This is a genomic window from Sphingomonas sp. BL-S-30 (assembly GCF_055521475.1).
In genome coordinates, this window is sequence record NZ_CM145481.1 from 3711465 (window position 1) to 3731599 (window position 20135).

Sequence of the window (20135 nt, forward strand, 5' to 3'; positions counted from 1 at the left end):
ACACGACCATGATGTATTCGACAGCCACCGTCTCGGTGAACCCGGCAGGCGAGATCCCCCTGACCCGCGACCAGGCCTGGAAGGGCCTGGTCCGCAAGGCGCGCGACGCGCGCCTGTTCCTCCCGCCGGGACTCTGCACACGCTGCGACGTGGTGGAGGAAAGCGCGACGCATTTCGTGCGCGACGCCACCATCGGCGGCCTCGACCTGCGCGAGATCATCACGCTCGAACCGGGGAGCAAGGTGACCTTCTTCCAGGCCAGCGGCCCGCGCGAGGGCGCGATCGTCAACGAGTTGTTCGAAGACGACAGCGGCGCGCTGCTGCTGCGTTTCTATTGCTATCTCGGTTTGCGCGGAAAGGCGCCCGACGGCCCGGAGGAACAGGCCGAGCAGGCGCAGTTCGACAGCGAGCAGGGCTATAAGGCCGCGCTATTGTCGACCTTGAAGCGAACCCGGGAGCTGCTCGCGGAAGCTAGGCTGTAGGGGGCCCTATTCCCGCGCCTTCAGGAACCCCGTCAGCGCCGCGAAATAGCGTTGCTGGTCGTCGTACATCGCCATGTGGCTACCCTCCGGCATCAGCGCGAACTGGCCGTTGGGCAGCTTCTTCGCCATCGCCGCCATATAGGCCGGGTCCATCGTGTCGTAGCGTGCGCCGATGACGAGGGTGGGCGTCGTGATCTTCGCCAGGTCGGCGAAACGGTCCCAATTGACCAGGCGGCCGCTCGCGCCGAGCTCGCTCGGGCCCTGCATCAAGGTGTAGAGCTGGGTATTGAGTTGCGCGAAGGAATGGTTGAGCGGCTCCGGCCACTCCGCTGCCGGGCGGCGCAGGATATGCTGCTCGTAATGCAGCGGGCCCAGGATTTCCATGTAGCGCGGGTTCGCCGTGTCGCCCTTCGCCTCGATCGCCTTCACCTCGGCGAGCAGCTTCTGGTCCATCACCGGCATCAGCGTCTTTTGCGCATAGGCGTTATAGGCCGGGATCGAGGCCATCATGTTCGACACGACCATGCATTTCAGGTTGGCCGGATATTTCAGCGCATATTCGATCGCGAGGATGCCGCCCCAGCTATGGCCGAGCACGCAGAAATTGTCCCTGGTCAGGCCCAGCGCGACGCGGACCTGCTCGACCTCGTCGACGAAGCGGTCGAGCGTCCACAGATCAGTGTCGGTCGGCTTGTCGGACCGGCCCGAACCGAGCTGGTCGTAATAGATATATTCGATCCCCTCGCGCGGCAGGAAGCTGTCGAACGGCTCGAAATAATCATGCGTCGCGCCGGGGCCGCCATGGAGCAGCAGCACCGCCAGCTTGGGATTGTTGCCGACCCGCTTGGTCCAGACGTTGAACTCGCCCTTAGGCGTCTTGATCGGCACCATGCGCACGCCGCCGGACCATTGATCCGCCTTGCCGGTCGAATCGAGATAGGTGCGCGGCACGTCCTGCGCCGTCGCCGGAACTGCGGCCAGCGCGATCGCTGCGGCCAGAACAAACTTCATCATGCTGCTCCTCGATGTCGTCGAAACGGTAACCAACCGGCGGGCTGACTCAGCCACGCCGATGACGCCCGCGCCCCTGATGATTTTCGCGCGGAGTCGCAAGACGCAACAAACGATGCGGCGGTTAAATGGTGTTAACGCGATCGCGTATGCCGGCCGTCGCCCGCGATCACGCACGGAGCAAGGCACCTCACCCGATGCACATCCGCCCGTTGGTCGTCTCGCGCGCCTCGTCATTGAGCCCCGTTATCGCGGATGGGCAGGTCAGGGCGATGGATCAGCCGGCCTTTTCCGGAAGAATCTCTTCGACGACCATGGCCGTGGGCCCGACACAGGCGCCGGGGTCGACGACATCCTCCTTAATATGATGGGCGTGGAACCTGCCCTTCAGCACTACATCGGCCATGTTCCGCGCCATCAGCTTCTTCTTCAGGGCCGGCGTGTAATAGATCGTCAGACATCGGTGCAGGGCACTTTTGAGATCCGTGACCTTGGTAAGGTCGGAAAACAGATCGAGATCGGACTTCGCGCTGTATAATACATGCCCTCCCGCGCTTATCGCCAGATAGCCTTTCACCACGACGGCGCTCCCGTCATAGTCATCCGGCCTGTCATTCAACTAGCTGGGGGTGAGCGGCGCGGCGAGCGCGGCGCTCGTACACGCCAGCAGGGATGCCAGGATGCTCTTCATCATTTGTTCCACTTCGCCGTCAAAAGCACCTGTTCGCTATTCAGGTTCGACTGCTGCTGCGCCATCAACCTCCTGCTGACGTGGCCAATGGCAACGTCCCCGACATCGAACCGGGCCATATCCTGACCTACCTGTAATCCTTCCGAACATGCCGGAAAAACAACAGCGCCTACAGCCACTCTGGCGGTTGTTGCCGGTTGTAGCGGCCCGTCGCATCCGCCGCGTTTCGTCGATTCCGGCGGAACCGATCCACGGGCCGGGCGTCTTCGGGGGCGAGCGGAAACCCCCTTGAGAGTTGTCGAAAATGCGCGAGAAGGCGCCGGTCGTTCCGGCTGAAGAACGTGACGAATCCTGGTACATCCTGCGGGCCGAACAGGAACTGGAACTGGCGCAACGCGCCGAGCACCCGGCGGTGGTGCACGCGCATTATCTGATCGCCGAATCCTATCTCGAACGCGCCAACGACCCGGAGGGCGGGCCGGCGGCCGAGGCCGCCTGACGCGCGTCGCGGGGGGCTCGGCCCGTCCCGCCCGACGACCAGCACAGCGAACGGAAGGAACAGGTCTGGTTGCCGGTCGTTTCCTTGCCCGAACCGGGAGAATCGGCCGTGGACCTGTCAGGCAAGGTACCGAAGATCGCCATCGCGGCGGCATGCCTTGCCGGCAGCGTTGCGGCAGGCGTTCTGGCCAGCGCCTACACCACCGCCGGCATGGATCCCTATTATACGCAACGTCAATATGAGGCACCGGGCGATATCTATCCCGGCAGCGCCTATGGATCGCGGACGGCCTTGGCCGAGCGATCGCCCGATCGTCTCGAACTGGCCGATTCCGGTCCGGCAGACAGCCCGTCCTATCCGCCGATCCCGTCACGATAAGGCATGTGGCGCCGCATCGCCTCCTGGCGCGGCCGCGCTGCCGCGTCGGCCGAGACGGCCATCCCCGTCCCGCCGGATCGCGACAAGCTTGCCTGTACCGGCCAGGCGCTGCGATCGAGCTACGGCTGGGACGTAGATGACGAGAGCCTGGACGACCGGCTGGTCGCGCTGATGCTCGAGCTGTCGGTCGAGCCGCTCGAACCAGTCAGCTCAGGAAGACGAGCGCGCCCATCACGACCAGAATGACCAGCAGGACGGTCGCCATCGCGCCGCGGCTCAACCCGCGCTGCTCCACCACATGAAAAGGCGATTCGTCGGGGTCGAGCACCATGGCGCTTTCCTCGTTTCCACGGCATGGCAACGATGGCATGCCGCGCTTGGTTCCGGGGCTTGGTTCCGGGCGCGCGGATGCGACAGGAAAAGCCATGCGATACGGCGCGACCGACTGGGACTGGTTTTCTCGCCGAGGAACCACGGGCGATCGCCCATATCCCGTTCGTCTGTTTCGGCCCCAAGGCGACGGCGATATTCGAGCAGAAGCTGGACGAGGTTGCGCCGTCTCCGGTGCCGAGCAAAACATAGTTGGCTGGAATCACCCCTCCCCGTTCGGCCCCGGACTTGATCCGGGGTTGTCGAAGCCTTGCTCTTCTCTTCCGCAGAAGAAAGGACAGCCCTTCGACAAGCTCAGGGGGAACGGAGAGGGTAGATACCCAACTCGAACACGCGCCAGGCGCGCTCGATTTTTCGAAAAATCTCGGGAACCAGTTTTCCGCTTGGGTGTTCTTATTCCCGAAGCGGTTTCCTGTCCCCCCTCGTGCCGCTTCAGATCTAGAACGCCCCGCCAGCTCCCCCCCCCCCGCTGGCGGGGTTGTTCGTCTTCAGGGACTGGGACGCCCCGCCCCGTCGCCGTGCAGCAGCGACCAGCCGGGCGGCAGATAATCCGTCGACATGTAATAATAGAAGATGCAGCTCCCGTCGGCGCGGTAGCTCGCGCCCTTGACGATGCCGAAGGCGACGGTGCCGCTGAATACCGGCGCGCCGCTGTCCCCGCCGCGGCAGACCGGGCCATTCGCCGCGACCCAGGTCGGCAGGCAGGCGCCGCCGCACAGATCGCCGGCGGGCGCGTAATCGACCAGCTCGACCTGCGAACAGCTATAGCCCGTCGTCTCGCCGCGGTGGCACACGACGTCGCCTGCGCGCGTGCTGATGCGGTTGCGCCAGGTCGTGAGCGGCCGCGCCTCGGTCTTCGCGGTATCGGCATAGAAAAGCGGGCGAAGCGCCTCGTTGCTGACATGAACCTGCACGTCCTGGAACCCCCAGCCCCATTGGCCGATGAACTGGAGCGGCGTCTCGTGCCGCGCGCGATCGACATAGGAAAGGGTGTCGGGGCAATGCGCCGAGGTAACCACGCCGGTGCGCGCGCCGTCGGTCACGACGAAGCCGGTGGTGCAGGCGTAGCGCCGCCCGTCCACCGGGTTGATCCCCACCACGCGCGAGCCGCCGCCCACATCCATCGCGCTGTTGGCGTCGCGGCCGAGGATGCGGATGCGCACCGGCACCCCGGCCAGATCGGTCAGCTTCTGCCTGAGCGCGACCGGATCGATCGCCGCCACATCGGCGCCATTGACCATCACGACCAGCTCGCCGGTACGCGGATCGACGCCCATGCCGGGCGGGCGCGGCAGCGCGGCGCGGATTTCAGCCTGGTGCTTCTCGATCGCCGCGACGATGCGGTCGCGCGTCGCCGGCGCGCCGGTGTGGAAGGTGATGCCGATGGTGCGCCCGCCCGCGACCACCGCCTCGTCCTCGACCGGCTGATCGCCGGTAAGCAGCACGACGATGCGATATTCGGGATGATGCTCGATCGAGATGCCGGCGAGCCGATCCTTGTAGAGCGACGCGATCCGGTCAGTCGCCGCGACGCTTTCCTGCTGCGCGCGCAGGCGGAAGATCGCCTCGTCGAGCGGCACGCGGTTCTGCCGGGCATAGTCGGCCGCGTCCTGCGCCAGCGCCGCGGCCGGCGTCTCCACCGGGACGGCGGCGGGCACGAGCTGCGCCTGTGGCGCGGCGGCCGGTATCTGGGCCGGCACCTGAGCGGCGGCGGGAAAAACGGAAAGGGTGGCCAGGACGGCGGCGATGGCGGCGCGAAGGGCAGCGTGGCGCATGCTCATGATGATAATGATGCCCCAATGCACCGGCGATGAATAGCGGGGGCGATGAATAGCGGCTGCGCACGCTTGCCCGGCGCGGTGCCGCCGCTATCGTACCGATACGCCCCCTCCCGCGGAGCCTTGCATGACCGATACGCCGATCGAGCCCGCCAGCGTCGCCCCGCCGCCGCCCGCCCGCTATGCGACCGGCGCGATCCTGCTGCACTGGGCGATCGCGGCGTGCTTCGCGGTCCAGATCGGGCTCGGCTGGCGGATGGACGGGCCGCGCGGGCCGGAGGCCTTTGCGGTGTTCCAGCTGCACAAGTCGGTCGGCATCACCATCTTGCTGCTGACCCTGGTCCGGCTCGCCTGGCGCATCGCCAATCCGCCGCCGCCCTTTCCGCCGACGATGAAGGTCTGGGAAAAGCGGCTCGCCCACGCGGTGCATGTCGGCTTCTATGGGCTGCTGCTCGGCCTGCCGCTGACGGGCTGGCTGCTCGTCTCGGCGAGCAAGACGGCGATCCCGACCTATTTGTTCAGCACCATTCCCTGGCCGCATGTGCCCGGCGTGCCCGGCCTCGCGCCCGGGACCAAGGCGGGTGTCGAGGAAGCGGCGGAGATCGGCCATCATGCGCTGATCTATATTTCCTATGCCGTGCTGTTCCTGCACGTCGCGGGCGCGCTGAAGCATCAGTTCCTCGAGCGCGGCGGCGATCTGGCGCGGATGATTCCGGTGCCGGCTAGGTCGCTCGGCGCCGCGGCGCTGGTCGCCATCGCGGGGATCATCGGGCTGACTGCCATCGCGACGCTGATCCGGCTGACCCCGCTGGCCGAGCCGGCGCCCGCCGCGACGCCCGTGCCTGTCGCCGCGGCCGTCCCGGCCGCCCTGCCCTCGCCGACCATCACGCCTGGCGCGCCGCCGACGCCCGAGGCGAGCCCGACACCCGAAGCGACGGCGACGCCGGTCGCGCCGTCGCGCTGGACGGTGCGGCGCGCCGCCTCGTCGCTGTCGTTCGCCACGAGCTGGTCGGAGGGGCCGGTCGACGGGCGCTTCGGCAGCTGGGATGCGGTCATCCTGTTCGATCCGGCCGCGCTCGACGCGTCTTCGGTCAAGGTGACGATCGACATGACCTCGGCGAAGACCGGCGTCGCCGATACCGAAGGCGCGCTGCCCGACCCGGACTGGTTCGCGGCCGCGACGCATCCGACCGCGACCTTCGCCGCCACCAGATTCCGTCACCGCTCGGGCGATCGCTACGAGGCGATCGGCACGCTCTCGCTGCGCGGCGTATCGCGGCCGCTGACCCTGCCCTTCACCCTGACGATCGACGGCGATGTCGCGACGATGCGCGGATCGACGGTGATCGACCGCACCGTCTTCGGGGTCGGCCAGGGCGAATGGAAAGCGACCACCGATGTGAAGGCCGGAGTGACGGTGAGCGTGGCGATCAAGGCCGACCGGAAACCGGGCCGATAGGCTTGCTCATGTGCACGGCAATCGCGCCGGGGAAGGCCTCCTCGCCGTCGAAACCGTAACCGAGGCTGGCATAGAGGCGCTGGTTCGCCTCCATCAGCTTGTTGGTGAAGAGCCTGATGCGGGCATGGCCGGCGGAGGCCGCCAGCGCCTCGGCATGAGCAAGCAGGTGGCGGCCAAGGCCTCTGCCCTGGAAGGCCGGGGATACCGCGACATTCTCGATCAGTAGGCAATCGGCCTCGTCGATGGTCTCGATCAGCGCGGCGAGAGTGTCGCCCAGATAGAGCAGGTCGATACGGTGATCGCGCACCGCCTGGTCGTAATCGGCGCTCATCGGCCGGGGTTCGCGGCCGATGATGGGGACCCATGGCGCATAGGCCTCGCGGACCAGCGCGCGGATGGTCGTGGCGTCGGCGGCTCCAGCGCGGCGGAGAGTGATGGGAGCGGTCATGGTGGCGATCATGTCGTGACAGGCGCGGTTGCGCCACCCACTTGCCCTTCCCCGGCGGAGGCCGGGGCCCAGTTGGGAAGGCCGTAGTAACTGGGTGGGGCGCTCATTTCCGAACCTCCCCCAACTGGACCCCGGCCTCCGCCGGGGAAGGGCAAGGGAGGGCGTTTCGGGCGACGTTGACCGACACGATATGACCGTCGGCGCGGCCAGCGCTTGCCTGGCGCCGGTACCGCGGGAATGATCCTCGCATGACCTCCCATCGACTCGCGCTCGCCTCGATGCTTGCCGCGACCGCCCTTGCCGCGCCGGCGGCCACCCCCGCCGTGGAGCGGCTCGCCATCTCCACGCCGATGTCGGACGTGCGGCTCGCCGTCTCGCCCGATGGGCGCCACCGGTTGTGGGGCGTGGTCAATCGGGGGGCGCTCGAGATCGTCGAATCCTGGCTGGTCGGGGGACGGTGGTCCCCACCGGTGCCGGTATCGTTCAACAGCGCCGCGAATGATTTCGACCCGGCCTTCGCGCCCGACGGGCGCAGCGTCCTGTTCTTCTCCAACCGGGCCGGCGGCGCGGGCGGGGACGATCTGTACCGCGTCGCGTTCGACCCGCGCACCCGCCGCTATGGCACGCCGCGCGCGCTCGGCCCGATGGTCAACACGCCAGGCAAGGAATGGGCGCCCTCGCTGTCGCCGGACGGCAGGATGCTGCTCTTCTCATCGGACCGGCCGGGCGGATCGGGCCGGCAGGATCTCTATCTCGCGCCGGTCGGACCGGGCGGCATCGGCGCGCCTGCCGGGCTGGGCGCGGCGATCGAGACCGGCGAGGACGAGTTCGACGCGACCTTTGCCGGCGATGCCCGGCAGATCATCTTCACGCGCGGCGATGCCGAGGGCGAAGCCGGAACGACGCTGCATCTGGCGACGCTGCGCGCGGGCGCCTGGCGGGACGATGGCCCCTTGCCGCCCGCGATCAACTGTTCGGCGGGGCTCAATATCGGGCCGTCGGTCTCGCACGCGGGCACGTTCCACTGGTCGGCCGCCTGCGGTCCCGGCGATACGCGGCTCGACCTGTGGTCGACCGACCTGGCGGCGGTGCTGTCCGCCATGCGAGGCGACAACCCCGACTGACGGGATCGAGAATATGGGCGCCCCCTGCGCCTCGCCCGCGCGAAACGACCGTTCGAACGAACCGCCTGGCCTTTGCCCGCGCCATCATGGCGCTGGACCGCTGAAGGCTTGGGTTTCGGCGCGGCACCGGCTGTTCTGCGGCAGAAGCCGCGGTGGGAGAGCCCGATGCACGCACATGCGATACCCGAGAGGCCCCGCCGCGCGGCGGCCGCGCCGGCGATCTGGCGGCCGGTGATCGAAGAGGGCGGCGTCGCGGCGCGGCGGGGGGCGCTGGCCACCACCGCCGGGCCGGCCGGCATCCTGCGTCACGGCGTGGCGATACCGGTTTCTCCGACCGAGGCGGCGATGCTCGGGCTGCTCGTGCGCAGGGGTCGCGCGGCTCATGCCGATATCGCGGCGACCCTGCGCGGGCTGGGCTATGGCAGCGATTCCATCGAGGTCCATGTCTATCGCATCCGGCGCAGATTCGCCGCGGCGGGGGCGCCCGATCCGATCGAGACGGTGCGTGGCTGGGGGCTGCGCCTGCGGGTCGAGCCCGATATCCGGGGATCGACATCGCTGTGGATCTGCGGCGAGCACTGGCCGGCGGCTCCGGGGAGGGAACACGCATGACCGCGATCGGCAGGACCATCCTGAGCGCGACCCTGATCTGCGGGACGCTCGATATCCTCTACGCGATCGTCTTTGCCGGCCTGCGCGGCACCTCGCCTATCGACGTGCTGCACAGCGTCGCGAGCGGGCCGTTCGGCGAGGGCATGAACAGCGGCGGCGTGCCGACCGCGCTGGCCGGTCTGGCGGTGCATTTCGCGATCATGGCGGTGATGGTCGGGGTGTTCGTCACCGCCGCGTGGCGCCTGCCCTTGGTCGCGGCGCATCCGCTGATCGCCGGTATCGCTTACGGCGTCGCGCTGTATCTCGTCATGTACTGGATCGTGCTGCCGCTGCGCTGGCCGGAGGCCTTCCCCAGCCTGAAGCCGCGCGGCGTGGCGAGCGCGCTGTTCGCGCATATCGTCTGTGTCGGCATCCCGATGGCGATGATCACGCTGCGCGGCCTCGGCCGGGGTGTCGAACCGGTCGTCGTCACGGCCTGAGCCGGCGCCCGAGCGGCCGAACGTCGATTCCGAGGGGGTGAGCGTCAGTCGACAGGCCGGGGATGATTTGCGACACCTGGCGCGTGGACGGTCTGACCCCCAATGCCGGGCGCGAGCCCTTTTACGTCGAGGAGTCGGACGTGCGGGATGGCCGGACGGGGGGCCGCGTCGAGACCCGGGCGGAAGCCAGGGCAAAGCTGGTGGTGACGCTTGCCATGTGGGGGGCGAGCTTCACCATCTTCACCTTTTTCGGCTATCTGGCGGGCAACCCGCACCAGCTCGCCGTGGCCGGGGTGCGCGGGCTCGTCTACGGCATCGGCATCTCGGTCTGCTACCTGATGCACCGGCTGCTGCGCCGCCTGTCGCATCGCAGTTTCCGCACCCGCGCCCTGACACTCGCGGTCACCGCGCCGCTGGTCGCCGAGCTCTTCGCCTGGCTCAATTATTTCGCCTTTGCCGCGTTCGACGGGCGGACCCTGCGCATGATCGTGATCAGCTGGAACGACGCCGCGCATGTGCTGTCGCTCTGGTCCTGGTTCTTCATTGCCTGGACCGGGCTGTACCTGGCGATCGAATACAGCTTCGACGCGAAGGAGGAAGCGCGGCGATCGGCCGAGCTGCGCAACCTGGCGCATAATGCCAAGCTCCGCGCGCTTTCCAACCAGATCAACCCGCATTTCCTGTTCAACAGCCTCAATTCCATCTCCTCGCTGATCCTCGACGGGAAAAGCGCGGAGGCGGAGAAGATGCTGACCGGGCTGTCGACCTTCTTCCGCTCCACTTTGTCGATCGACCCGCTGATCGACGTGCCGATCGAGCATGAGTTCGACGTGCACCGCCGGTACCTGGCGATCGAGCAGATGCGCTATCCCGATCTCAGCGTCGCGATCGACCTGCCCGAGGCACTGCGCCGCGCCGCGGTGCCCGCGCTGATCCTGCAGCCGCTGGTCGAGAATGCGATCAAGCACGGCGTCGCCAAGTCGATGCCGCCGACCGCGATCCGCCTGTCGGCCGAGCGCGACGGGGAGCAGCTGGTGGTGCGGGTGGGCAATAAGGGAACGGTCGGACCTTCCACGCCCGTCTCCTGCACCAACGGCATCGGCCTCGCCAATGTGCGCGAGCGGCTGGCCGAACATTATGGGCCGGCGCAGCGCGTGTCGGTCGTGCGCGGACCGGGGGCCTATGAAGTGAGCGTCACCATTCCGTTCGAGCTGGCGCGGTGAGCGCGTTCAGCATCGTCACCGTCGACGACGAGCCGCTGGCGCTGCGCCGGCTGGAGATCGTGCTTGGCGGCATTCCCGGCGCGACGTTGCTGGGATCGGCGATGAGCTGCGACGAGGCGGTATCGCTGATCGCGGAGAAACGGCCGGACATCGCGCTGCTCGACATCAGGCTGCGCGACGGGACCGGGTTCGACATTCTCGACCGGCTGCCCAGGGACGTGACGCCGGCGGTGATCTTCATCACCGCGTTCGACCATTTCGCGATCCGCGCCTTCGAGGTCTCGGCGGTCGATTATGTGCTGAAGCCGATCGACCCGCCGCGGCTGCGCGAGGCGATCGACCGCGCACGCGCGCGGCTGGCGGCGGACAGCTCGGTCGGCCAGGTGCAGGAAATGCGCGCGATCATCGAGGATCTGCGCGCCGAGTTCCACGCCAAGGCGCGGTCGCCCTATGAGACCGAGCTGTGGATCCGCGGCGCGACCGGCAGCCTGACGCGCGTGCCGCTCGACCTGGTCGACTGGGTGAGCAGCGAGGACGATTATGTCCGGCTGCATACCGGCGCGACCTCGCATCTGCTGCGCCTGTCGATCCGCGCGTTCGAGGGGCGGGTCGATCCGGCGCAGTTCATCCGGGTGCACCGGGCGGCTCTGGTGCGGCTGTCGCGGATCACCGAGGTGCGGCGGACGCCGACCGGGCGGCGCGAGGTGATCCTGCAGGGCGGGACGCGGATTGCCGCGGGGCGGGTGCATGCGAAGCGGCTGCGGGAGTTGTTGCTGGAGCGGGACGGGCCTGGGGGTGTGGGGGTGGAATAGGAGTCGTGAAGCGGGACGACGGGTTTCGTCCCAGAAGCGGAGATTTGATGTTTGGAATGGGGGAGGCATAAGTGGCGGAATGACAGCCCCGTTCGTGATCTTCTGTGTAGACCCGCTAGATGATCGGTCCGTTGAGCCAGAATACCTACGCGAGGTAGAGCCTGCGACTTTGGCAGGCTTTACTTCTGCGAGGCTCGATCATGACAATCTCGATCGGCACATCGATCCAAAAGCTGCGCTGCGTAAAACCCGCCTCGATGAGGCTGGGAGGGCGGTGTATCGTGGTTGGATGCTCAGCGCTGAGGCCTATGCGGCGTTGTTCACGGCGCTGACTGAACGCAACGTCACCCTGCTGACGACACCCGCCGAGTATGTCGCTTGTCACCATGCTCCCGGTTCTTATGCCGCGCTCGCGGAGTGGATGCCGAAGACTGCTTGGCTCGACCAAGCCGATCTGGACGACGCCGAGCGTCGCGCCGAGGTGCTTGCCCAATTCGGCACGTCGGCGCTCGTCATCAAAGATTGGGTGAAGTCTCAGGCGGGAGGTTACTGGAGTGAGGCTTGCTACATCAGTGACGCTTCGGACACCGAGCAAGTGAATCGGGTGCTGACTCGCTTTTGCGAGCTACAAGGCGAAAGCCTCGTCGGCGGCGTGGTGTTCAAAGCCTATGTTCCCCTACTACCGCAGAGCGGCCCTGCATATGAGTGGCGCGCCTTCATCGTAGACCGAAAGGTGGTCGATTGCAGCCCGATCCAAAGCGGCGAGCTCGCTGGGCGCTCCCCCAGCAGACGTCATTGAGCGTGTTGCAGCCAACGTGCCCAGTCGGTTCGCATCGGCTGACTTTGGCCGCGATGCCGATGGTCGTTGGTGGTTGCTTGAGGTTGGTGATGGGCAGGTGTCCGGGCTGCCAAACATCGAAGCCGCACAGCCCATCTTTGGCGCGCTCGCCGCGATCACGCGATGAGCTTATCAGCTCACGAACGTCCGCTCCCCACCATGCCGGACATTTGGCGCTCTCATCCCGGGTCCGCCGTGCCCGAATCCCGTGGACCGCCGACGGTGAACGGACGCCCCGCTTTCCCTGTTCCTGGCCAATAACAGGGTCGGAACAGGGAAGAGATTTTTTTCTTCCCTGATATTTCCAATTTTGTTGGAGATATTTTACTTATATTTCAACATGCTGATGGTCGTTTACCCTGTTCGCGGATAACAGCGTAAGCGTCCCGCGGAACAGGGAAGGTCCGTGCCGTTAACAGGGGCGTATCGCCTTGGCGGGGACGGATGAGGCAATGATGCCGCGACCGTCATGAGAAAGAGCGCGCCGGACTTTCGTCACTCTCCGGCCAGCCTTATGGTGCACCGATTCGGATCGCGGTTGAATCGATCAGAGGCAGCGGAGCCTCCATCGTTCTCCCAGCACCAGCCGCCCCTGTCGACAAGTTGCGTACGTTTCAGGTTGATCTAAGATCAGGCAATGGAGCCGATCGTTACTGTCGATGATGTCTTTGACATTGAAGCTTGGGGCGGGCTGATCGTTGTGCCTGGTCCTCTTATCGCTGATGGCCCTGCGCGTCCGGAAGGAGCGGTTCTGCTGAAGCGACCAGATGGTTCGACCACCAGCGCCGTGCTGCGCATGGGGGAAATATTTCAAACGCCTCCCCCTAAGGAGCGCCGGTGGGGCTGCCTTCTCAAGGGTATCCAAAAAGCTGATGTCCCGATCGGGACTGAGATTTGGCCAATCGACTAGCGACCGCTTCCGCCCCAAAACAAGACGATCAGCGCTGATCAGCACTGGCCCGAAAGCGGCTGTCAGCGGGCGAAGGTATAGATTTCCGCGCCAGTTCCGATGACGAAGGAACGCCCGGTCGGTGAGAACCCAAACACGCGAACCTCCGGCACGAAGCCGGTGAATGTGGATGGTTCACCGGTTTCCTCCTTTGGAGGGAGCAGGATAACGACATCGTCACTGCTGTTCGTCAACCGTCCCGACAAGCGCCAACCGTCCTGCGTCTCGGTCGGAAGAGTGCCGCCGTAGATCGGCCCTGCAATCATAATTTGCTGACCCGCAAGCGGTCCCACCCCTTGCGCGGTCCGCGTGTCTTCATCGAACGGGAAGAGCGGATTATCGTCCCGAGCCAGCAGCTCTCCCGTGGTGCAATCTACAACTCCGCGACCATCATGAGTTGTCACCAGCAGCAAATCGGAAGCCGCTGCGAACCCTACACCAATAAGTCCGCCTGCTCTGACGGTTTGGCGCGACGCCCAAAAAGTGACGGCCATCTGGCGCGAGTTCGACATGAGCAATTGCTAGCGCGACTTACGTCCGGTTTCCACCCGGTCGCATTTGCAAGCAGACTGTCCGCTTCCCACCCGAGTTCGGCCGTTCACGCAACGACAGCTTCAGGGGCGACAGACGATCGGCTTCCGAAGCTCCGCACACGCTCACGCAGCTCGAGGACGCAGGTGGCGTGCGGGCAAGCCGCTACTCCACCACCTTCCATCCGCCATCGGCGCTCTTCCCGATTTGCACCACCATGGTCTGTTTGGTTTCGGGCGCGCCCCGCAGCTTGACGGTGACGTCGACCATGCAGGCGTAGATGTCGGGCTTCGAAGTGTTGCAGATCCCCTTTTTCGAGACCGTCGCGTTGCGTGCCGCCGCGACCATCACGGCGCGTTGCGCCGGATCGTCGGTACCCGGGTTGCTGATCATCTCCTGCCGCGCCAGGTCCTCGATCTGCTTGTCGCTCGGCCCCGAGATCGCACCGCATCCCGCCAGAACCAGCGAGAGTGCCGCGCCTGATATGATTGCTCTGGCCACGGATCTTGCTCCCGTTAGAGGTTGGCCAGCTCATCTCCGCTCGGCTCGATCATCAAACTATCGGCTGGCGATCCAGTTGCGGGCATCGGCCATCACTGCGGCTTTCGGTTCATAGGCAGGGGCCGTCGTCATTTCATTTACAGGGCTAATTTCGCCTGTCACAACGCGCTATGCCGCTTCTGATCCTGCTTCCCTTCGGCGTGTTCTTCATCTGCTGCATTTTACAGTTTTGGTATTTGAAAAAGGTGCGGGACGTCCTGATCGACCGACATCCGGCGACATTTCTCGCGGTGGAGAAGTCTTCCATTTTTCCGATGCGGGGGCTCTGGAAATTCACCGGCGGCAACCGCTACAAGCAGTTGAACGACGCGGACTTGAACCGCCATGTCCGCAACCTGAAGCGGCTGATGATCGTCGGGTTTGCTGCATGGGCAGCTTATGCCGCGGCTCTTTTTACCATGCCCGTCAACGAACCAAGCTTGCCCCTCTCCATCGCGAATGGATCTTACGCGAATACCTGTTGCGGCATGCTCATCCTGAAGGATGGGCAAATGACCATATCGAAACAGCAAGTCAGCTACGTCATCGAGAGCGACAAGCAGGGGCCGTATGTTTTGCCGTCGGTCTATGTCGGCGCCTCTTCCAAAGGGTTCGTGGTCCGTCGCAACGGTTCCCCGCTGAAGCTGCATCTCGACGACGAGACGCATCCAGCCAACATCGAATTGATGGACGACCACGATGGCGGCGTGTTTTCCTTTGAGCGGCTGAACGGCAGCTAGCCGTCATCTCCTGCCTCATCTTGGGCGCTCCGGAAGCCGGCGTCACACACGCCGTTGCCGTCGAACCGAGATCGCCGATCACCGCGATGGCCAGGTCCAGGTCGGACCTTCGGCCTGGGACACGATGGTTTCGCCCATCTCTTTCCGAAGCTCGATCAGGGTGCTCTGGGCGTGCCGCTCAAGCGCAGCGACCAGCCTGGACGCATGCGACACGACGATGATCTGGCAGCGTTCCGACGCCTTGATCAGCAGCCGCGCGAGCGGATCGAGGAGGTCCGAATGGAGACTTGCTTCCGGTTCGTTGAGGATCATCAGCTCCGGCGGCCGAGGCGAGAGCAGGGCGGCGGCCAGCAGCAGGTAGCGCAGCGTGCCGTCCGACAGTTCGGCAGCAACCAGGGGGCGCAGAAGCCCGTGCTGTTGCATCTCCACCTCGAAACGGTCGCCGACGGAGATGGCGGCGCCGTCAAAGGCGTCAGCGATGGCGGTTTCCAGCGTATCGCCATCGCCGATTTCGATAATGGTTTGAATCGCGGCGCCAATATCCGAGCCGTCACCCGCCAGAACGGGCGTGAAGGTGCCGACCTGGGGTCGTCTGGCAGGCGCATCCCGGTCCGTGCGCAGATCGTCATAGAAGCGCCAGGCACGCATCCGTTCGCGCAGGAGCAGCAGTTCGAGACCATCGGACGCATCGGCGCAATGCGTCATCATGCTGTCAAAGGCAGGCAGATTGCCGAAGCTGTCGCGCCAAATGCCCGTGTCGCTGCTGCGAACGCGAACGAGCTGGCCACGCCGATCGGCGACGACGTTCGCACGTCCAAGGGCAGGCCCTGTCCACACCGTCTCGACCTTGATTTCCGGATCGTGGTCGAACCGCGTTCGCGACGGGATCGGCAGCCCAAGGTCAATGGCGTAGCCGAAATCCTCCGACGAGAAGCCCAGCTTCAGGCTGACCGGCCCGCTTCGCCGGGTGCCCTGAACCCGCTGCGTCCCACTGCGCATCTCGCGGCTGAACTTCTCGGGGCCCGCCCAGAGCGTCGACGCCAGGCCACCTTCCACTGCCAGGGAGGCGATAGCCCGACCCTGAGCCACGTCGGAAAGCAGTTTGAGGGCTCGATACAGGCTCGATTTCCCGCTTCCATTCGCACCGGTAATGACGTTGAGCCGCCCCAATGAGAGCGTCACCTCGCGCAGGGAGCGATATCCGGACACGGCAAGGCAGGTAATCATGCCGCCGGTGTTAGCCGGCAAGGGGGCCGCTTTCCACCTTCTCGGCAGGTAAGGCGCCGGGGCGCGAACGCCCCATAGCGACCATCGGCGCCCCAAAAATCATTGTGGAAAGCGGACGTCAGCACACGTTGGCAGGCACCCAGTCAACTGGCAGCTTGTGCCATGGCTGGTCTGTAAAGCGCGCTGCCATCTCCTCTTTAATACGTCGTTCCCGCCAGATCGGGCCACCGACATGCCACTCGGCTTCTTCCGTCCCGAAATCGGCGGTCAATCTTGCCGGGATGTGTTCGACGGCATCCCATACCGCCATCAACTCCATGTCCTGGATCGCCGGGTCTTCCACGCGCGTCTCGTGGTCTGGCTCGTCTCCCACCCAGACGGTCACATCAAGCGTGCCGACAGGCCATTGGACCGAGGGGCGTGGCGCAGCAAGTAGGTCGACAACGGGAAACCGACCCAACTTCTTCCACCGACCGTTTCGCATCGCTCGCGTGATCGACGGGTAGGCTACGCTGACCACCGCCATGAGCGGGGCGCCCAACACAGCATCGGGCGCAGCCGGTAGTCGATCGCGCCGGTGGAAGAAGCCAACCTTCTTCTCCGGAGAAACCTGTCCGTAGTAAATCCAGCCAGCCTCGCCAATGACGGCGTAGAGCGCTCCGGCGGTCATATCCGCGCGGGCGGCAGGCTGCTCTTCAAACATGCCCTGTTGTTGGTGGGGCGAGAGGGTCCGGTCAACATGTGCAATCAGGCTACCGACGCGCGAGAGCGGTCAAGCCGCTTTCCACCAACTTTTCGCCGTTCCCGTCCCCTTTGGAGACTGGAACGGCTAAATTAGGGCCAAGTCTCGCGACGAAGCTGCCCGGCAGCAAGCGCCCTAAGATCGCCGTTCGGCGTCAACGATGCGCTACCCAGTTGCGGACCCTCGTTCAGCGATGCATCTACACCTTTTGGCGGGCATCTGGTTAGGCGATATGGCAAACGACGATGTCCATCACGGTATTGAGTTCGCCAATCGCTATGCGCTTGGGATCGCACAGGGCAACTTTAACGCCGCTACTGCTTTGAGCCGCCTTCAAGTGTTGGCCAACGACATCGAACGCGTTGATGCAGCAATCGAAATTGCGAAGAAGCATGAAGAGGAAAACGACGGAGATTGGCACCTTTTCCGCGAGATTGAAGCTTTCAGTTTCTATGCCGTTGGCATTGTAACGTGCTTGGAATGGCACGCGCGTTCTCGACTGACAGACCTTTTTTCTTGCATGCCAAGTGCAATCGGACAAGATGATCTCAAGCCATTGGCAAATGCTCGCATGATGGCTCAAATGGTCGAGAACAACGTTTCAGCCGCACAATTACTTGGCGGAATGACTACCGTAGCAAGCGCTGATCGCTACTTATCAATTATGAAGCGCATATTCGAGCAAATCTCGATACCCGATAAGGTTCACGATCTCATCAACGCGGAATCTGAGTCGCATGGCTTATTTGATGAAGGTCGAGGTGGGATAGAACGACTCCAACGCATTTTTGAATTTCGAAATGCCTTCGTGCATGAGATCGGAATCGAGATTAGCGGCTCCTATGTGATGCGCGATACACTCGGGCCCAGCCGAGCCTTGGAATGGTGCAGGTTCGCCATCAGCTGTGTAGAAGTTCTCGAATCTAAAATAACAGCCCACGCGCCAAGTCATTTTCCAAACTGCCTAGATGAGCGGGGTTGCGCACGCAGTGATGTTGAAGCACTCGACACGGTCATAAAGGATTTAGAAGAGGAAATATCCGATTTGTTTGACAATAAAGGCCGAGGAAAGGAGGAATGGCTCAAAGCCTTACCCCTGACACGCGCGGCAGTCATGGCCGAAAGCGATATGTGCGGCGAACTTTATACTCGTATGTTCGAAAACTCAACGCCTGTCAGAATGGCGCTGCGCCGTGGTCGCTTGTCCTACTTAAACTCGGTTAAGAACGCTTTGGAACTTCTTCCTGATAAGAGCTGAACGTTCGTTCGATCCATCATCCAGTATAATTCGAATAGAAGCGACCGTACGCTTGTGCTATTTCGCGTATTTAAGCGGACCGTCGGCTATCCACCAACGCCGAACGTTCTTGCCGCGAAGGGAAGAGCAGGGCTTCGACAAGCTCAGCCCGAACGGGGAGAGGTGGTTCCAGCCAACCCGTTTTCGCCATCCGGCACCACCCTCCCCGCACCCTCCTCACCTCCCCGGATCATAAGTAATCGACGCCGTCCCGTCCGCGCGCACGGGCAGGAACAGGCCCTGGCCGGTCACCTTGATCTCACCGTGCGTCACGTCGGTTACATTGGCCGCGAGCGTGAAATCGCCCTCGCGGCGGCTGGCGATCGCCTTGCGGGCGGCCTGCAGGACATGGGTATAGTCCTTGACGAAATCGTGGGCGAGCGCGTCGCGGATTTCGGCCACGACCTGGGGATCGAGGAACAGGTTGAGGAGCAGGTTGACTGCCTCGCGATCGGTTTGCCCCGCAATGGCGAGGTCGCGGACATGGACGAGCTGCGAGCCCGGCGCGTTATAGGGCACGCCGGTGAGCCAGACCACGCCGTGCGTCTTCGTGAGGGCGCTGCCCTTCACCGCGACCTGAGCCCTGATGCCCACCGCGATGCGGCCGCCGCTGGTGGCGTAGACGGTGACCTTGTCGAACGTCGCGTCGACCGGGCCGACCCCTGACAGCACGATGCCCCTGGCGGCGCGTTTGCGCAGCGCGCGCAGGACGACGGGTTCGAGCTGGGCGTAATCGGCCAGCACGGGCACGAAGAAGCGCAAGCCATCCCTGCCCAGCTTGCCCGCCGGCGGCGGCAGCGCGGTCGGCACCGGATCGGGCGGGCGGTTGCCGATGAAGGTCTCGGTCAGCGCCTCGGCCGCGAGCGACAGTTCGAGGCGGCCGTTCCGGATGCGGTAGCCGCCAAAGCCGAGCCGCTGCGGCGTGATGCGCATCCAGGCGGGCGGCTTGTCGCGGTTGAGCTCGATCGAGGTAAAGGCCTTGCGCCAGATCACCTCGAGCCGTTCGCGGGTGCGGATCTTCGCCAGTTCCTTCGGCAGGTCGCGCTCGAGCCCGGCGACCACGCCCTGCAGCTTGCGGTCGGCCTTTTCGACGAGCTTGATGCGCTGGCCGAGGAAGTCGATGCCGGGCGGCTCGGTCCAGTCATAATCGATGCTGACTTTCGCGGTCGGTTGCCAGGCGCGATCGAGCCCCAGGGTGACGACCGCGCGGACCTCGGCGGCGCCCGTCGCCGTCTCGCGCTTGATGATGCCGCCGATCCGTTCCGCGCTGATCGTCGCGGAGACGGGCAGCGTCGCGATCAGCCGGTTGCCGCTGCCCGACAGGCGGATGCGGCCGCGCACGGCCTCCCCGACGATGCGGCAGGCGATGCGGGGCAGGACCTTGGCGCGGATGCCGAGCAGCTCGACGCGCTTGGCCGGCACGCAGGTCGCGCCGGGGCGGTCGATGTGCCAGAGCGCGCGGGGCACGCGCTCGTTCAGCCCCGCCTCGATCTCCGCCAGCGGTACGCCGATCGGCACGACGATGGTCGAGGTCTGGATGGGGAAATCGGCTGTCGATTCATCGCGCGGCGGCGCGAGGTTGCCGGCGTCCTTGCGCGCGCACCCCGTGAGCAGGAGGGCGGCGAGCAGGAGAGCGGGGCAGATCATCCCGGTTGGTGCGGCGCGCATCATCTTCCCCTGGCCTGTTCCGGCCGTGCGATGATACCCCAGTGGCAATCACAAGACGATAATCGTTCGGGCGGGGATTGTATCCGCGCGCTGGTTTCCGGGACCGATTGAGCTTCACGTCAGCAAAGAGGATTCGCGCAGAGGCGCCGAGCACCGGCGGTCGTGCTGGTCCAGTGTCCTGAATCTGAAGGTCGTTCCATTACAAACTTGCCGTCAT

24 protein-coding genes are annotated in these 20135 nt (G+C 64.9%); 14 read left to right on the forward strand and 10 right to left on the reverse strand.

Annotation, left to right across the window (positions count from 1 at the left end):
• Positions 1-8: 8 nt before the first annotated feature.
• Positions 9-482: an SRPBCC family protein gene (locus ACZ1I5_RS17290; protein WP_465170477.1), complete on the forward strand. Its 474-nt coding sequence runs from the start codon at positions 9-11 to the stop codon at positions 480-482.
• Positions 483-488: 6 nt separating this feature from the next.
• On the opposite strand, the gene ACZ1I5_RS17295 is transcribed toward ACZ1I5_RS17290, so the two are convergent.
• The gene (locus ACZ1I5_RS17295) at positions 489-1493 is read right to left on the reverse strand and encodes a proline iminopeptidase-family hydrolase (RefSeq protein ID WP_465170478.1); all 1005 of its coding nucleotides are present in this window, start codon (positions 1491-1493) and stop codon (positions 489-491) included.
• A gap of 277 nt (positions 1494-1770) precedes the next feature.
• A complete protein-coding gene (locus tag ACZ1I5_RS17300) occupies positions 1771-2073 on the reverse strand; it encodes a hypothetical protein (protein ID WP_465170479.1) in 303 nt (100 codons plus the stop codon).
• Between the two features lie 415 nt (positions 2074-2488).
• Between ACZ1I5_RS17300 and ACZ1I5_RS17305 the strand changes: the two genes are divergently transcribed.
• From ACZ1I5_RS17305 to ACZ1I5_RS17315, 3 genes are all read left to right on the forward strand, one after another.
• Positions 2489-2683, forward strand: coding sequence for a hypothetical protein (locus ACZ1I5_RS17305; RefSeq protein WP_465170480.1), 195 nt, complete (start codon positions 2489-2491; stop codon positions 2681-2683).
• 108 nt (positions 2684-2791) lie between these two features.
• Positions 2792-3061 carry a hypothetical protein gene (locus tag ACZ1I5_RS17310; RefSeq protein WP_465170481.1) on the forward strand — a complete coding sequence of 90 codons (270 nt, stop codon included), beginning with the start codon at positions 2792-2794 and terminating at the stop codon, positions 3059-3061.
• Between the two features lie 3 nt (positions 3062-3064).
• Entirely contained in the window at positions 3065-3307 is a 243-nt protein-coding gene (locus ACZ1I5_RS17315; RefSeq protein ID WP_465170482.1) for a hypothetical protein, read from the forward strand.
• Here ACZ1I5_RS17315 and ACZ1I5_RS17320 read toward each other — a convergent pair.
• The gene (locus ACZ1I5_RS17320) at positions 3267-3392 is read right to left on the reverse strand and encodes a hypothetical protein (protein ID WP_465170483.1); all 126 of its coding nucleotides are present in this window, start codon (positions 3390-3392) and stop codon (positions 3267-3269) included. The two genes, ACZ1I5_RS17315 and ACZ1I5_RS17320, sit on opposite strands and share 41 nt — an antisense overlap.
• A gap of 547 nt (positions 3393-3939) precedes the next feature.
• A complete protein-coding gene (locus ACZ1I5_RS17325) occupies positions 3940-5226 on the reverse strand; it encodes a chymotrypsin family serine protease (RefSeq protein ID WP_465170484.1) in 1287 nt (428 codons plus the stop codon).
• 130 nt (positions 5227-5356) lie between these two features.
• Between ACZ1I5_RS17325 and ACZ1I5_RS17330 the strand changes: the two genes are divergently transcribed.
• Positions 5357-6688 (forward strand): YceI family protein, encoded by a 1332-nt coding sequence (locus ACZ1I5_RS17330; protein WP_465170485.1) that lies wholly within the window; start codon positions 5357-5359, stop codon positions 6686-6688.
• Here ACZ1I5_RS17330 and ACZ1I5_RS17335 read toward each other — a convergent pair.
• Complete coding sequence (locus tag ACZ1I5_RS17335) at positions 6660-7136, reverse strand: GNAT family N-acetyltransferase (RefSeq protein WP_465170486.1); 477 nt, start codon at positions 7134-7136, stop codon at positions 6660-6662. The genes ACZ1I5_RS17330 and ACZ1I5_RS17335 overlap by 29 nt on opposite strands.
• A gap of 248 nt (positions 7137-7384) precedes the next feature.
• Between ACZ1I5_RS17335 and ACZ1I5_RS17340 the strand changes: the two genes are divergently transcribed.
• The 7 genes from ACZ1I5_RS17340 to ACZ1I5_RS17370 all read left to right on the forward strand — a co-directional run bounded on the left by ACZ1I5_RS17340 (position 7385) and on the right by ACZ1I5_RS17370 (position 12351).
• A complete protein-coding gene (locus tag ACZ1I5_RS17340; protein WP_465170487.1) occupies positions 7385-8260 on the forward strand; it encodes a TolB family protein in 876 nt (291 codons plus the stop codon).
• 165 nt (positions 8261-8425) lie between these two features.
• A complete protein-coding gene (locus ACZ1I5_RS17345; RefSeq protein ID WP_465170488.1) occupies positions 8426-8872 on the forward strand; it encodes a helix-turn-helix domain-containing protein in 447 nt (148 codons plus the stop codon).
• Entirely contained in the window at positions 8869-9351 is a 483-nt protein-coding gene (locus ACZ1I5_RS17350; RefSeq protein WP_465170489.1) for a hypothetical protein, read from the forward strand. The genes ACZ1I5_RS17345 and ACZ1I5_RS17350 overlap by 4 nt, the downstream gene beginning before the upstream one ends.
• 83 nt (positions 9352-9434) lie before the next feature.
• Entirely contained in the window at positions 9435-10574 is a 1140-nt protein-coding gene (locus tag ACZ1I5_RS17355) for a sensor histidine kinase (protein WP_465170490.1), read from the forward strand.
• On the forward strand, positions 10571-11386 hold the full coding sequence (locus tag ACZ1I5_RS17360) for a LytR/AlgR family response regulator transcription factor (protein ID WP_465170491.1): 816 nt from the start codon (positions 10571-10573) through the stop codon (positions 11384-11386). The genes ACZ1I5_RS17355 and ACZ1I5_RS17360 overlap by 4 nt, the downstream gene beginning before the upstream one ends.
• Before the next feature lie 79 nt (positions 11387-11465).
• On the forward strand, positions 11466-12185 hold the full coding sequence (locus tag ACZ1I5_RS17365; protein ID WP_465170492.1) for an ATP-grasp domain-containing protein: 720 nt from the start codon (positions 11466-11468) through the stop codon (positions 12183-12185).
• Between the two features lie 16 nt (positions 12186-12201).
• A complete protein-coding gene (locus ACZ1I5_RS17370) occupies positions 12202-12351 on the forward strand; it encodes an ATP-grasp domain-containing protein (protein WP_465170493.1) in 150 nt (49 codons plus the stop codon).
• A gap of 845 nt (positions 12352-13196) precedes the next feature.
• On the opposite strand, the gene ACZ1I5_RS17375 is transcribed toward ACZ1I5_RS17370, so the two are convergent.
• Together ACZ1I5_RS17375 and ACZ1I5_RS17380 are read right to left on the reverse strand one after the other, a co-directional pair.
• Positions 13197-13685: a hypothetical protein gene (locus tag ACZ1I5_RS17375; protein WP_465170494.1), complete on the reverse strand. Its 489-nt coding sequence runs from the start codon at positions 13683-13685 to the stop codon at positions 13197-13199.
• A 184-nt stretch (positions 13686-13869) separates the two neighbouring features.
• Positions 13870-14205 (reverse strand): hypothetical protein, encoded by a 336-nt coding sequence (locus ACZ1I5_RS17380; RefSeq protein ID WP_465170495.1) that lies wholly within the window; start codon positions 14203-14205, stop codon positions 13870-13872.
• 170 nt (positions 14206-14375) lie between these two features.
• Here ACZ1I5_RS17380 and ACZ1I5_RS17385 point away from each other — a divergent pair, with 170 nt between their 5' ends.
• On the forward strand, positions 14376-14984 hold the full coding sequence (locus ACZ1I5_RS17385; protein WP_465170496.1) for a hypothetical protein: 609 nt from the start codon (positions 14376-14378) through the stop codon (positions 14982-14984).
• A 78-nt stretch (positions 14985-15062) separates the two neighbouring features.
• Here the strand turns inward: ACZ1I5_RS17385 and ACZ1I5_RS17390 are convergent, their stop codons facing one another.
• Both ACZ1I5_RS17390 and ACZ1I5_RS17395 read right to left on the reverse strand, forming a co-directional pair.
• Positions 15063-16211, reverse strand: coding sequence for an AAA family ATPase (locus ACZ1I5_RS17390; RefSeq protein WP_465170497.1), 1149 nt, complete (start codon positions 16209-16211; stop codon positions 15063-15065).
• A gap of 118 nt (positions 16212-16329) precedes the next feature.
• Positions 16330-16914 (reverse strand): hypothetical protein, encoded by a 585-nt coding sequence (locus tag ACZ1I5_RS17395; RefSeq protein ID WP_465170498.1) that lies wholly within the window; start codon positions 16912-16914, stop codon positions 16330-16332.
• A 271-nt stretch (positions 16915-17185) separates the two neighbouring features.
• Between ACZ1I5_RS17395 and ACZ1I5_RS17400 the strand changes: the two genes are divergently transcribed.
• On the forward strand, positions 17186-18211 hold the full coding sequence (locus tag ACZ1I5_RS17400; protein WP_465170499.1) for a hypothetical protein: 1026 nt from the start codon (positions 17186-17188) through the stop codon (positions 18209-18211).
• A gap of 216 nt (positions 18212-18427) precedes the next feature.
• On the opposite strand, the gene ACZ1I5_RS17405 is transcribed toward ACZ1I5_RS17400, so the two are convergent.
• Positions 18428-19918: a DUF4403 family protein gene (locus ACZ1I5_RS17405; protein ID WP_465170500.1), complete on the reverse strand. Its 1491-nt coding sequence runs from the start codon at positions 19916-19918 to the stop codon at positions 18428-18430.
• Positions 19919-20135: the final 217 nt, after the last annotated feature.

Excerpts from the sequence above, each read along its gene's own strand:
- ACZ1I5_RS17290 (WP_465170477.1), top strand. The coding sequence starts at position 9 with ATGATGTATTCGACAGCCACCGTCTCGGTGAACCCGGCAGGCGAGATC.
- ACZ1I5_RS17295 (WP_465170478.1), bottom strand. The coding sequence starts at position 1,493 with ATGAAGTTTGTTCTGGCCGCAGCGATCGCGCTGGCCGCAGTTCCGGCG.
- ACZ1I5_RS17305 (WP_465170480.1), top strand. The coding sequence starts at position 2,489 with ATGCGCGAGAAGGCGCCGGTCGTTCCGGCTGAAGAACGTGACGAATCC.
- ACZ1I5_RS17315 (WP_465170482.1), top strand. The coding sequence starts at position 3,065 with ATGTGGCGCCGCATCGCCTCCTGGCGCGGCCGCGCTGCCGCGTCGGCC.
- ACZ1I5_RS17320 (WP_465170483.1), bottom strand. The coding sequence starts at position 3,392 with ATGGTGCTCGACCCCGACGAATCGCCTTTTCATGTGGTGGAGCAGCGC.
- ACZ1I5_RS17325 (WP_465170484.1), bottom strand. The coding sequence starts at position 5,226 with ATGCGCCACGCTGCCCTTCGCGCCGCCATCGCCGCCGTCCTGGCCACC.
- ACZ1I5_RS17330 (WP_465170485.1), top strand. The coding sequence starts at position 5,357 with ATGACCGATACGCCGATCGAGCCCGCCAGCGTCGCCCCGCCGCCGCCC.
- ACZ1I5_RS17335 (WP_465170486.1), bottom strand. The coding sequence starts at position 7,136 with ATGACCGCTCCCATCACTCTCCGCCGCGCTGGAGCCGCCGACGCCACG.
- ACZ1I5_RS17340 (WP_465170487.1), top strand. The coding sequence starts at position 7,385 with ATGACCTCCCATCGACTCGCGCTCGCCTCGATGCTTGCCGCGACCGCC.
- ACZ1I5_RS17345 (WP_465170488.1), top strand. The coding sequence starts at position 8,426 with ATGCACGCACATGCGATACCCGAGAGGCCCCGCCGCGCGGCGGCCGCG.
- ACZ1I5_RS17350 (WP_465170489.1), top strand. The coding sequence starts at position 8,869 with ATGACCGCGATCGGCAGGACCATCCTGAGCGCGACCCTGATCTGCGGG.
- ACZ1I5_RS17365 (WP_465170492.1), top strand. The coding sequence starts at position 11,466 with ATGACAGCCCCGTTCGTGATCTTCTGTGTAGACCCGCTAGATGATCGG.
- ACZ1I5_RS17375 (WP_465170494.1), bottom strand. The coding sequence starts at position 13,685 with ATGTCGAACTCGCGCCAGATGGCCGTCACTTTTTGGGCGTCGCGCCAA.
- ACZ1I5_RS17385 (WP_465170496.1), top strand. The coding sequence starts at position 14,376 with ATGCCGCTTCTGATCCTGCTTCCCTTCGGCGTGTTCTTCATCTGCTGC.
- ACZ1I5_RS17390 (WP_465170497.1), bottom strand. The coding sequence starts at position 16,211 with ATGATTACCTGCCTTGCCGTGTCCGGATATCGCTCCCTGCGCGAGGTG.
- ACZ1I5_RS17395 (WP_465170498.1), bottom strand. The coding sequence starts at position 16,914 with ATGTTTGAAGAGCAGCCTGCCGCCCGCGCGGATATGACCGCCGGAGCG.
- ACZ1I5_RS17400 (WP_465170499.1), top strand. The coding sequence starts at position 17,186 with ATGGCAAACGACGATGTCCATCACGGTATTGAGTTCGCCAATCGCTAT.
- ACZ1I5_RS17405 (WP_465170500.1), bottom strand. The coding sequence starts at position 19,918 with ATGCGCGCCGCACCAACCGGGATGATCTGCCCCGCTCTCCTGCTCGCC.